At 56.6% G+C, this 12,562-nt stretch carries 9 protein-coding genes; 6 read left to right on the top strand and 3 right to left on the bottom strand.

Going from position 1 to position 12,562, the window contains the following annotated elements; all coding sequences use genetic code 11:
* Window positions 1–89 precede the first annotated feature (89 nt).
* Window positions 90–2,099 carry an NAD-dependent DNA ligase LigA gene (gene ligA / locus ML541_RS12255; protein ID WP_243373255.1) on the top strand — a complete coding sequence of 670 codons (2,010 nt, stop codon included), beginning with the start codon at window positions 90–92 and terminating at the stop codon, window positions 2,097–2,099.
* A gap of 4 nt (window positions 2,100–2,103) precedes the next feature.
* Window positions 2,104–2,379, top strand: a complete 276-nt coding sequence (locus tag ML541_RS12250; protein ID WP_243373254.1) for an acylphosphatase — start codon at window positions 2,104–2,106, stop codon at window positions 2,377–2,379.
* Between the two features lie 94 nt (window positions 2,380–2,473).
* Here the strand turns inward: ML541_RS12250 and ML541_RS12245 are convergent, their stop codons facing one another.
* Entirely contained in the window at window positions 2,474–2,863 is a 390-nt protein-coding gene (locus tag ML541_RS12245; protein WP_243373252.1) for a hypothetical protein, read from the bottom strand.
* Between the two features lie 25 nt (window positions 2,864–2,888).
* Window positions 2,889–7,856: an MBG domain-containing protein gene (locus tag ML541_RS12240; protein WP_243373251.1), complete on the bottom strand. Its 4,968-nt coding sequence runs from the start codon at window positions 7,854–7,856 to the stop codon at window positions 2,889–2,891.
* 624 nt (window positions 7,857–8,480) lie between these two features.
* Here ML541_RS12240 and ML541_RS12235 point away from each other — a divergent pair.
* Window positions 8,481–8,750 (top strand): hypothetical protein, encoded by a 270-nt coding sequence (locus tag ML541_RS12235; RefSeq protein WP_243373250.1) that lies wholly within the window; start codon window positions 8,481–8,483, stop codon window positions 8,748–8,750.
* 8 nt (window positions 8,751–8,758) lie between these two features.
* Here ML541_RS12235 and ML541_RS12230 read toward each other — a convergent pair whose 3' ends face one another.
* On the bottom strand, window positions 8,759–10,084 hold the full coding sequence (locus ML541_RS12230; protein ID WP_243373249.1) for a radical SAM protein: 1,326 nt from the start codon (window positions 10,082–10,084) through the stop codon (window positions 8,759–8,761).
* A gap of 122 nt (window positions 10,085–10,206) precedes the next feature.
* On the opposite strand from ML541_RS12230, the gene ML541_RS12225 reads away from it, so the two are divergent.
* From ML541_RS12225 to ML541_RS12215, 3 genes are all read left to right on the top strand, one after another.
* Entirely contained in the window at window positions 10,207–11,922 is a 1,716-nt protein-coding gene (locus tag ML541_RS12225; protein WP_243373248.1) for a B12-binding domain-containing radical SAM protein, read from the top strand.
* A 66-nt stretch (window positions 11,923–11,988) separates the two neighbouring features.
* A complete protein-coding gene (locus ML541_RS12220) occupies window positions 11,989–12,369 on the top strand; it encodes a TraR/DksA family transcriptional regulator (protein WP_243373247.1) in 381 nt (126 codons plus the stop codon).
* 16 nt (window positions 12,370–12,385) lie between these two features.
* Window positions 12,386–12,556, top strand: coding sequence for a hypothetical protein (locus ML541_RS12215; RefSeq protein WP_243373245.1), 171 nt, complete (start codon window positions 12,386–12,388; stop codon window positions 12,554–12,556).
* The last annotated feature ends 6 nt before the right edge of the window (window positions 12,557–12,562 follow it).

The following is a 12,562-nucleotide window of genomic DNA, read 5'->3' as shown; positions in this document are numbered from 1 at the left end:
GCTTCAAAAGATGCAATTTTCGCAAATTGCCATCCCTCCCCCGCTGTGCTATAAACACCAATATCTGCCCCTTCAGGAGCCCTACCCCCATGGACCGACAGGCCGCCGAAAACCGCGTCAAGCAACTGCATAAGGAAATCAACCGCCACAATTATCTCTACTATGTGGAGGACCGGCCGGAAATCACCGATGCCGAATATGACCAGCTCCTGCGCGAGCTGCAGCAACTGGAAAAGGAATTCCCCGAGCTGGTCACGCAGGATTCCCCCACCCAGCGCGTTGGCGCGGCTCCCCTGGAAAAATTCTCCCAGGTGGCCCATCGTCTCCCCATGCTTTCCCTGGAAAACGCTTTCAATGAAGGAGAAATGCGGGATTTCGACGAGCGCATAAAACGCTTCCTGGGTCTTCCCATGGCAAATGAGATCGACTACGTCTGCGAGCCGAAGATGGACGGGCTGGCGGTGGAACTCATCTATGAAGAAGGCACCCTCACCTTCGGTGCCACCCGCGGCGACGGCTATGTTGGGGAGGATGTCACGCAGAACCTGAAAACCGTCAAGGCGATCCCCCTGCGCCTCCATTGTTCGCATCCGCCACGGCTGGTGGAGGTGCGAGGCGAGGTATACCTGGGGCTGGCTCCCTTTCAGAAACTGAACATGGAAAGGGAGGAAGCGGGGCTTCCCCCCTTTGCCAATCCGCGCAATGCCGCTGCCGGATCCCTGCGCCAGCTGGACCCGAGGATCACCGCCCGGCGTCCCCTTTCCATCTTCAGTTATGCGCCAGGTATTGTTGAAGGGTATGAATTCGTCTCGCAAAGTCAGATGCTTGCCACCCTCCCCCAATGGGGCTTGCCCGTTAACCCGCTGATCCGCAAAGTCAATGGGATCAACGGTGTCCTGGCCTACTATCGGGAAATGGGGGAGACACGGGAAACCCTTCCCTACGAAATAGATGGGGTCGTGGTCAAGGTGGATTCCTTCGATCTGCAGCGCGATTTGGGGGAGAAAAGCCGCTCTCCCCGCTGGGCCATTGCCTGGAAATTTCCTCCACGACAAGCGATAACGGTCGTCGAAGACATCGTCCCCCAGGTGGGGCGCACCGGTGTCATCACACCCGTTGCCCACCTGCGCCCGGTGGAGGTCTCCGGGGTGATCGTGTCCCGGGCAACCCTGCACAATTGGGAGGAGATGGAGAAAAAGGATATCCGCAAAGGAGATACGGTCATCGTCGAACGGGCCGGGGACGTCATTCCGGCCGTAGTCAAGGTGATGACGGAGAAGCGGGTGGCGGGAGCGGAACTATTGGCGGTTCCTGCCGCTTGCCCCGAATGCGGTTCGGAAATTGTCAAGATACCTGGAGAGGTGGCAGTCCGCTGCCTTGGGCTTACCTGCCCGGCCCAGATCAGGGAAACCATCATCCATTTCGCCTCGCGCCATGCCATGGACATTGAGGGAATGGGAGATAAGTACATCGAGCAGCTCCTGCGGCTGGGGCTGGTGAAGACTGTCGCCGACCTCTACTACCTGAAAAAAGAGGACTTCATGCGATTCGAACGCATGGGGGACAAGCTGGCAGAGAACCTGCTCAATGCCATCGACTCAAGCAAGCACCGCGAGCTGTCCCGCTTTATCTACGCCCTGGGTATAAGACACGTGGGAGAACACACGGCAAAGCTTTTGGCAAACGCCTTCGGCAGTATCGAACACCTGGGAAAAGCAACGGAAGAGGAGCTGCTTTCAATCCACGAAGTCGGCCCCCAGGTAGCCCAGAGCATCAGCACCTTCTTCCATAACCCCGTCAATCTGGAGGTTATAGAGCGCATGTTTGCCGCAGGAGTCAGACCGGCCGTGGAAGAAAAGAGGCTTGGAGGGCGTTTTGCCGGCAAAACTTTTGTCTTCACCGGCGCCCTCTCCCGCTTCACCCGCGATGACGCAAAGAGGATGGTGGAAAACGAAGGGGGGCATGCCGCCGGCTCGGTATCGAAAAAAACCGATTATGTTGTTGCCGGAGCAGAGGCGGGAAGCAAGCTGGACAAGGCCAGGCAGCTGGGAGTCGCGGTGCTGACGGAAGATGAATTTTTAAGGATGCTGGAGGGATGACAACGTGAAGATTCGTGCCATGGTAACGATAACAGGTCTTGTCCAAGGGGTGGCATATCGCCAGACAACCCAGCAGACCGCGCAGAGGCTAAATGTCTGCGGCTGGGTAAAAAACCTCCCCGATGGGTCCGTTCAGGGCTGTTTCGAAGGGGAGGAATCCGATGTGGATGCCTTGATCGGCTGGTGCCATGAAGGGCCGAGCCGCGCACAGGTGACCGGCGTTCAAGTCAAGAAAGAGCCCTTTTCTGGGCAGTATGAAACCTTCAACATTTCCTACTGACATACCGGCATTTCAATCAAAAAAGCAGGAAGCCATGCGATAACGCATCTGCTTCCTGCTTTTTGTTGTTTCAAATATCCTTTTCTTACGAAGCTCAGGGACAGTAAATCCTTCCATCACTGACGGTAAGTTCCAGAGACGGCGTCCGGTCGGTCCATCCGACGCTGAACAATAAATCCACCAACCTGGCGCTGTTCAGATCGGCATCCATCAGATCGGAGCATATCATAGCCGTGCTCGAACGGGCTGTTGCCCGCAAACCTGCCGTATACGTTCGTCCATTTACCACAAAAGGTATCGCTATTCGTTCCCCCGTTTTGAAGGGAAGATGCGGCAGAGCGTCCTCCTTCTTGATATTGATGATGAGGAGCGGCAGCGTATCGCGATAGTACCCTACCTTTGCCACCTTGCAGATAAGGGTGGCGGGCAGCACCGTCCGGTGCCGCCCTTTTTCCGATGTGGTTGCTAATGCCGAGTTACTCATCTTACCACCTCTTTTAGACAATTTATTACTCGATAACCAGACCATCCACCGTCACAGAACCCTGCCCGAAGGTTACGGGGCCGGTGAGGGTCGTGAAGCCGGTGGTTTTGTTCCAACTGCTGTCTTTGCCACCGTCGAAGGTTATGCTGATCGGACGATCGAACGTACTGAAGTCACTGAAGAGGACATCTCTGACTTCGATAACAGCACCATCAAGAGCCGCGGTATATGCATCCAGGATGGTGGCATATAAAGTTCCACCCACCTTAACCAGCGGATTGACGTCGAAGGTGGCGGTAACGTTCTTGGCTGCATCCATGGTAACGGCACAGGTGCCGGTTCCGGTGCAGGCGCCGCTCCATCCGGTGAAGAGCGATTTGGAGTCGGGAGTGGCGGTAAGTGTAACAACGATGCCGCTGGCAAAGTCGAAATTGCAACCGTTCGCTCCATCGCAGGCAATACCGACTGGATTACTGTTAATGGTACCATTGCCTGCACCTGCTTTTGCCACGGCCAGGTTATAGGTGCTCGCAGTTGCCGTGATGGTAAGGGTGCCGTTGACGAAGGTGAAGGTGTAGTTGTCGGCAGCCAAGTTACCTTGGGTAGGAGTAATGGGATACGTTCCGGCGGGGCTTGCGGCCGTTGCAGTCGTACTGAAAATCGGCGCGCCACTTACCACAGCGGATGTGTCGCCGGCTACAAAACCTGAATATGTAGCAGTATAGATCGGATCGGGTGCACCGACAACACGGGTCTGATCGTCCGCAGTTACGGTCAGGACGGCCTTATCCACGGTGAGTGTACCGGCCGCATAGGTAAACGCATAGTTGCTGCTCACACCACCGGCGGCGGTAATCGGATAGGTACCGGCAGGGCTGGCAGCGGTTGCCGTGGTGGATACCGTCGGTTGGGTGGTCAGGTTTGCTGCCGTCTCACCTAGGACGAAACCTGCGTAGGCGATGGTTAGGGCAGGATTGGCCGCACCGTAGGTCTTGCTTGCGTTGTTGGCAGTGACGGTCAATGGTGCCTTATTGACGGTCAGCGTACCGGCCACATAAGTGAACGCATAGTTGTTGCTCGCACCACCCGCTGCGGTGATCGGATAGGTACCGGCAGGGCTTGATGCCGTTGCCGTAGTGGATGCTGCCGGCTGGGTGGTCAGGTTGACGGCCGTTTCGCCAAGGACAAAGCCGGTGTAGGCGACGCTCAGGGCAGGATTCGCCGCGCCATAAGTTTTACTTGCGTTGTTGGCGGTGACGCTCAGTGGTGCTTTATTTACGGTCAGCGTACCGGCCACATAGGTGAAGTTATAGTTGTTGCTTGCGCCACCAGCTGCGGTGATCGGATAGGTACCGGCAGGGCTTGATGCCGTTGCCGTGGTGGAAGGCGTCGGTTGGGTCGTCAGGTTGGTTGCCGTCTCGCCAAGAACGAAGCCGGTATAAGCGACGCTCAGGGCAGGATTGGCCGCGCCGTAGGTCTTGCTGGTGTTGTTCGCGGTGACGGTAAGGGCGGCCTTATCGACCGTAAGTGTCCCGGCCACATAGGTGAAGTTATAGTTGTTGCTTGCGCCACCGGCTGCGGTAATCCCATAGGTACCGGCGGGACTCGAAGCGGTTGCCGTGGTGGTTGCGGTCGGCTGGGTGGTCAGGTTGGCTACAGTCTCGCCAAGGACGAAGCCGCTATAGGCAACGGTCAGGGCAGGATTCGCCGCGCCGTAAGTCTTGCTGGTGTTGTTGGCGGTGACGGTAAGGGCGGCCTTATCTACCGTGAGGGTCCCGGCCACATAAGTGAAGTTATAGTTGTTGCTCGCACCACCGGCTGCGGTAATCGCATAGGTACCGGCAGGGCTCGAAGCCGTTGCCGTGGTGGTTGCGGTCGGCTGGGTGGTCAGGTTGGCTACCGTCTCGCCAAGGACGAAGCCGCTATAGGCGACGCTCAGGGTAGGATTGGCCGAGCCATAAGTCTTGCCGGCATTGTTGGCGGTAACGGTAAGGGCTGCCTTATCTACCGTGAGGGTCCCGGCCACATAGGTGAAGTTATAGTTGTTGCTTGCGCCACCGGCTGCGGTAATCGCATAGGTACCGGCGGGACTCGAAGCGGTTGCCGTGGTGGTTGCGGTCGGCTGGGTGGTCAGGTTGGCTGCCGTCTCGCCAAGGACGAAGCCGGTATAAGCGACGCTCAGGGCAGGATTGGCCGCGCCGTAGGTCTTGCTGGCGTTGTTCGCGGTGACGGTCAGGGCGGCCTTATCGACCGTGAGTGTCCCTGCCACATAGGTGAAGTTATAGTTGTTGCTTGCGCCACCGGCTGCGGCAATCGCATAGGTACCGGCAGGGCTCGAAGCCGTTGCCGTGGTGGTTGCGGTCGGCTGGGTGGTCAGGTTGGCTGCCGATTCGCCGAGGACGAAGCCGGTGTAGGCGACGGTCAGGGCGGGATTGGCAGTACCGTATGTCTTGCTTGCATTGTTGGCGGTGACTGTCAGGGCTGCCTTGTTGACGCTGAGGGTGCCAGCCACGTAGATAAAGTTATAGTTGCTGCTGACGCCACCGGCGACGTTGATGGGATACAGGCCGACTGGGCTGGCGACAACTGCCGTTGTGGAAGCAGTAGGCTGGGTTGTGAGAGAGGCCTCATTTTCGCCGCTGACAAACCCGGCGTAGTTAAGGCTCAACACCGGATTGGAAGCACCGTACGTCTTCGCCGCGTTATTGGCGGTGACCGTCAGGTCTGCCTTATTGACGGTGAGGGTCCCGGTCACATAGGTGAAGGTGTAGTTGTTGCTCACGCCGCCGGCTGCGGTGATCGCATAGGTACCGGCAGGGCTGGAAGCGGTTGCCGTGGTGGAGGCGACAGGCTGCGTGGTCAGGTTGGTTGCCGTCTCGCCAAGAACGAAGCCACTGTAGGCTACACTCAGTGCAGGATTGACCGCACCGTAGCTCTTGCTGGCGTTGTTGGCAGTGACCGTCAGCGCCGCTTTGTTGATGGTCAAGGTCCCCGCTACGTAAGTGAAGCTGTAGTTGTTGCTAACGCCGCCAGTTGCATTGACTGCGTAAGTGCCGGCAGGACTTGATGCCGTTGCGCTTGTTGAAGCGGTAGGCTGAGTGGTCAGACTTGCGGCACTGTCCGTCCCGACAAACCCAGCGTATGAAACGCCCAATGCAGGATTGGCAGCACCGTAAGTTTTGGACGAACTGTCTGCGGTGACGGTCAGTGCAGCCTTGTTGACGGTGAGCGGTTGTGAAACGTTGGCAGCAGGATTATACGTTGCGTCTCCTGCCTGACTGGCAGTGATGGTGGTTGTTCCCACCCCGACTATGTGTACCTGGCCACCGATGATGGTAGCAACTGCAGTATTGGAACTGGTGTAACTGACAGTCAGACCGGAACTGGCAGTGGCGCCGGGATTGAAATCACCATTTCCATAGGTTACGGCTGCAAGCGGATTAAAGGTAATGGTCTGATCCTGCTTCGGTGCAGCAGTGATCTCAAGGTTGTTGCCAACATAGGTCAGCGTATAGTTGCTATTCAGGGCCAGGGTGTTCTGGCGAATAGCATAAAGACCAACGGTCTCACCAGGATCACGTGAGAGAGCACCGCTAAAGGCATCTGAGCCCACTAGTGCACCACTGGTGATGGTATAGGTAAGTGCCGGGTCCGCGCTGCCAACAATTTTGGTCTTCGGATCGGCGGTGACGGTTATTGGTGCCGGGGTGATGGTCAGGTTGGCACCAACATAGGTAATGGTATAGTTCGTACCAGCAGTTACGGTACCTTGGCTGATGGCATAGGTACCTGCGTTTTCACCTGCCGCCCTGGTCAGACTGCCGCTGGTGGTATCACTGCCAACGAGGCCTGTGGCGGTATAGGTAAGTGCAGGATCGGCAGCACCATAGACTTTGCTCTTGGCAGCAGCGGTGATGGTCAGTGGCTTTGCCGTGATGGTCAGGTTGGCTCCGACATAGGTAATGGCATAGTTTGCACCAGCAGTCACGGTACCCTGGTTGATGGCATAGGTACCGACGTCCTCACCAGCTACCCTGGCCAGGCTACCGCTGGTGGTGTCACTGCCGACAAGGCCGGTGGCGGTGTATGTCAGGGCAGGATCTGCCGCGCCGTAGACCTTGCTCTTTGCGGCAGCCGTGATAGTAAGAGGCTTGGGATTGACGGTAATGGCCACCGTGCCATCAACCGTATTGTAATTAGTCGTATCTGTTGGCGTAAAACGAACAGCCTGGGCCGGAGCACCTACCGCCGGAACGGTCGTCGGGTTGATCCAGGCGAAGGTACCGGGAACCGAGGCGCTGCCGCCGGTCAAGGTTGAGGAAGAAAGGGCCTGTCCATAGGTAATGGCACTGGCGGTCGGCCATGAGTTGATGGTTGGTGTCTGTTTTACAACAGCCGCAGTAACGGTTACTGTTATGGTTTGTTTGATGTAGGCCTTATTGGTGCTTGTATGTCCGATACCGTAGACATCGACCTTATATGTTCCTGGGGTCGTGCCTGCAGGAACAATGATCCTGGCGTCTGTTCCCATCTTATTGGCGGTTCCGTCTGCATCGTTAGTGCCACCGTCATCCGCTGCCTCACCGCTGGTACCCCAGTTGGTTCCGCCGACGTAATCGATGGTAAAGGCCTCCAAGCCGGCGCCGACACCAGCATCGACCATGTGTCCGGTGTTCCATCCCGCGACGTTGGTTGCCGTTCCATTTCCCCCACCAGTTGCGGTGCTGGTAACACCATCGGCAACGTCCCAAATGGAATTCCATCCCGTTAAGGCGGGATTATTTGCGGTGCCAGGTGCAAGGCCCCAGCCAGTCGGAATGGCGATCATGGGCGCATCGTCGGTCTTGCTCCCGGCCATGTTGTTGTAGATCCAGTCAATCTCAAAGGTACCACCGGCCGGCACCGTCACCGTAGTACCTGCTGTACCGTTGATTGCAGTGGTAATTGTCCCGGTAGAAGCAAGATTAGCATGGCAGGAGGTTGCACTACTCATGCAGGATTTGCTGGTCGTAACCTTGCTGGTAAAAGCTTGAGCTCTTTGGGCACTGAACAATGCCAGAAAGCCGTAGGTCAAAACCATTGTAACCAACACTCCCAAGAGTGTTGCACGGCCGCTCATATTCGACAGCAATCCCCTTCCTTTACCCCGTTCAGGCGGTAATGTCTTCGTACTCAATTCATTTTCCATAGTCCCTCCGTTTCATTTTTGGATGGTATAGACAGGTTCTAAAGCGGGTATCAATGCTCAGGTAGCTGCACGGAAACTTGCCGTATGGCCCAAGGGGAAAGATTAGACACATTCACATTAAAAAACGTCATGATTTGTGCAAAATTAATGCCTGCTTATTCCATGCGCTGGCCAAAGCAGTCCAACCCATTGCTTAAAAATAGAATTAGTTGAATACTCGCATACGCAATGTGGGTATACTGAGGGATGAAAAAAGCGGCTTTTAGCCGCGATAAGGTTAAATGGCAGGGAAGGTTCTGTTGAAAGAGGAAGAGGAACAACCCGATCCCCTTGGCAAGGAGGACTAAAAAAGGAAAAGAAGTTGTGGTTGACAACAGCGCGGCATTTATCTATAAAACAAACGCTGCTAACCGGACAAATGGTGAAGATATGACGAAGAAAATCCTTATGTTATCTCTGGCAATCGCTTCCCTTGCGGGAATCGCCGAAGCAGCCTATACTTTCAAAGCCTACAACGGCGACATTACCTTCGATCATGTCAATCACCGCAGGAATTTTACCTGCAGCGACTGCCACAACGGTCCTCCGCGCTTCATCGAATTGGATCACGACTCCGCCCATAAGCTTTGCCTGGGCTGCCACAGGAAACTTGGCGTAGGCCCGCTCAAGCACTGCAGCGACTGCCACAAAAAAGAGTAACCCTCCAGCTACTCGGGGATCGGCCAACTGGTCTCCAGCCCTTCCGGATAGAAATTCTCCCTGGTCCTGTTGAAATACCCGAACTGTATCCTCGGATATTCCCGTTTGACCCGCTCTAGCATCCGATACATACCGATGCCGCGGCCGGGAAGCTGCATCCTCTTGTTGTAGAAGTCGGGATCTATGGAGAGATTCCGCATCTGCAGCATGTCCACCCCTGTCTCACCGATGAATTTCAGCAAGGCTTCAACTTCCGCCTCACTGTCGGTCATTCCCGGCGAAACCAGATAATTGATCATGGTGAACAGGCCCCGCTCCTTGGCGGTTTTCACCGACTCCACCACATGGGCAAATTTGTAACCGACCGGCCGGTAGTAACGGTTGTAGAATTCCTCCTGCACCGAATTCATGGAAAAACGCATTGAGTCCATCCCCGCATCGCAGAGCATCCGCACCCGATCGGGGAATGAACCGTTGGAGTTGAAGTTGACCGTCCCCTTGCCCGTGGCGGCCTTGAGTCGGCGCGTCGCCTCGGCAATGGTGTCTGCCTGCATGATCGGGTCTCCTTCGCACCCCTGGCCGTAGGAAACAATGGGCTCCGGCGCCTCGTTCAGGTGGGGGAGCGCCAGTTGGACGATTTCCTCTGGTGTGGGAACGAACGGAATGCGCTCATGGTTGGAGGGGCAGCAGTCCGACGGCTGCAGACTTATGCACCCCAGGCAGCGGGAATTGCAGACCGGGGAGGTAGGTATCGGCGCCTCCCAGCGGCGAAAGAAGAGGTTCTTGGCGGCAAAGCAGTGGTAATCCACGGCACAGCGGGCCAACTGCTCCAGAAGGCGGTTGTCGGGCATCTCCCGCAGCCGCTTGCGCACCAGGGGGTCCAGCTTGCGGTCATCGTAGTTGCAGGGATTCCAGTTCTGGTTGGTATCCACCCGGCTCGCCGCCACAACGAAGCGCTCCGTTTCCTCGTCCCAGCCCACGGCGGTGTAGGACCAGAGTGGCAAATGGATCTTTTTACGGCTGTAATCGCAGGCAGGAAGAAGGGTCCGCACATAGCCCGGCGCCATGAACGCAGAAACCGCCTGTACCCGCAGATTACGTTTTCCTTCCCGCACCGTATCCACCGTGACGAACCGTCGCTGCTTCCCATCCCAGGCAATGGGAGGAGTATCGGGGATGGTAAAAAGGCGACTGTCCTCGGGAAGCGGAATCAACTCCACATCCTCGGGCAGAACAGCCTCTGTACCGTTCATGCCGGCCATGGTCAGATAGGGATGATCGAAGATATTGCCTTTGGCATCGGCATAGAGAAGGTTGGGCATTTTCTTTTTCATGGTGCATCCTTTCCGATTTCTGATGCGTACAGTAGCATAACAGCTCCAAGACCGGCAACAGGCACAGTTCATTCCTATAACTTTTACTGGCCATTCCCCTGCCCATCGGCTACAATCCCGCCATGAAAGTCCTCCTCACCACCCTCCACGCAAAATACGTCCATGCCTCCCTGGCCCTCCCCTACTTGGCCGCTGCCTGCGGCGATCTGGAAGGGGTAGAGATCGCCATACGTGAATTTACCGTTAACGAGCCATCAGACGCGGTTTTGCAGCAGATCGTCGCGGAAAAGGCCGATGTGGTGATGTTCTCCTGCTACATCTGGAACATTGAGCAGACCCTGAAGCTTGCCGCCGATCTCAAACTGGTGCAGCCCGAGGTAATCATTGTTCTCGGAGGGCCGGAGGCCTCCCACGGGGTCTTCGAGCTGCTTTCCCGCAATCCCGCCATAGATTGCGTCGTCAGGGGCGAGGGTGAGGAGACCTGCCGCGAGCTGCTGCAAGCATTGGTGGAAGGCCAACCCATGGAAGAAGTGGCAGGAACCGTCTGCCGCAGCGGTGAAGAAGCGGTAGCTGCCCCGGAGCAGGCACCGATCGCCTCACTGGATGCCATCCCCTCCCCCTTTGCCGCCCGGTTGGCAGATCTGAAAAAGCCCCTCGTCTATTATGAGACCTCCCGGGGCTGCCCATTCTCCTGTGCCTTCTGCATGTCCTCTCTGGAAAAGGGGGTCCGCACCTTCTCCATAGAGCGGATCAGAAGCGACCTGGAAATCCTCATGGCCGGCAAAGTCAAGACGATCAAGCTGGTAGACCGGACCTTCAACTTCAATGCTGTCAGGGCAAACCAAATCTGGGAATATATCCTCCAAAACAACAGGGAGAGCCGCTTCCATTTCGAGATTGCCGCCGACCTTTTGACGGAGGAGAACCTGGCGCTCCTGGCAAAGGTACCCAAGGATACCTTCCGCTTCGAGATCGGCATCCAGTCGAAGGATGCAGGAACCTTGGAACGGGTCGGGCGCACTTCCGACCTGGATAAGCTCTTCGTCAACGTGGCGCGCCTTCGGCGGGAGACCCAGGTCACTCTCCATCTGGACCTGGTGGCCGGGCTGCCAGAGGAGAATTACCAAGGCTTCCTCAGTTCCCTGCAGGGTCTGTGCGAGCTCACCCCACACCATATCCAGGTGGAGCCGCTCAAGGTGCTGAAGGGAACGCAGATGCGCGCCATCGCCGAGAGGGAAGGCTATGCATGTTCCGCGGCACCTCCCTACAAGATTCTCCGCACCCCCTGGCTCTCCTTTGAGGAAATCTGCCGCATCGAGACCGTCTCGCGGCTGGTGGAGCTCTTCTACAACAGCGGCAGATTCGGGGCATCCCTGAATGTGTTGGCCGGACACGCCCCCTTGGCCGAGGTTTTCCATGCCGCTGCAGATTTCTGGCAGGAAGAGGCAATCGGACAGCAGCTCTCGCTGGCGGCACTCTTCGAAGTCCTGTGGCGCTTCGGCCGGAAGGCGCTCCCCCCCCAACAGCTGGAGCTATTAAGGGAATCCCTTTGCTACGACTTCTGCCTTGCCGACTATCCCGCTGCCGGCCGCCTTCCCTCCTTCTTTGCCGGAACGCCATCCCTCGAAAGTACCGTCTCCAGGGAAAAGATCGCCAGCATCATCAGAAAATCGGGCATTGGCAAAGAGAGCAAGGTAAGAAGCTTCAGGTGGCACTTCTCCCATAATTTCCGCCAGAATCCCGCCACGCAGGAACCGGCCGATCTCCTTTTCCTCTACGTCTCCGCCCCCGGTAAAGGGCTGCAGGTGCTGGTGCTTGACGAGGCAGATCCCGTCTGATTCCTTTTTTCGCAGTCCATGATACAGTTTAAATGTATCCCTTCACCCACTATCCGGGAGGATGTCATGGGCAGCCGCGATGAAGAGCTGAAGGAAATCCTGATGGAGAAAAAGCGCCGGCTATGGAACGAATTGCGGGTTGAGTTGTTCGAAAATCTGGGGGCACAAACCAATACCCAGTATGAAAATGCCTTGGACGATGGTGAACAGAGCCTGCTGGACGTCATCGCGGATACGGGACTTTCGGTGGCGGATTCCAGGAAGGAAGAGCTCTCCCACCTGGAAGAGGCGGAGCGCAAACTGAAGGAGGGAACCTACGGCATCTGTGAAGACTGCGGTGAAGAAATACCCACCGAGCGGATGAAGGTTGTGCCAGACGCCATTTATTGTGTCAGCTGCCAAAAAAAACACGAAGGTCCCCAGTTCGCCCCCCATTCGACCATTTAACAGGAAAGGAGAAAGCATGCTCTTTTTCGTCAAAAATAACACCGTCCACCGCTATCCTCTTCCCGGGCGCTGCCCGGCTCGCTATAACGAAGAACAACTGCGGGATACCATCCCCCACGGCACTGAAGAATGCATCTATTGCATGCACCGCTGGCCGGAAGATCAAAGTGATGTGGGCGTGGGGTAAGCGCTT

The organism is Geotalea sp. SG265 (genome assembly GCF_022808985.1).
In the GTDB taxonomy this organism is placed as follows: domain Bacteria; phylum Desulfobacterota; class Desulfuromonadia; order Geobacterales; family Geobacteraceae; genus Geotalea.
The sequence above is the reverse complement of the archived record's forward strand: the minus strand, read 5'-3'. Positions and strand labels throughout refer to the sequence as shown.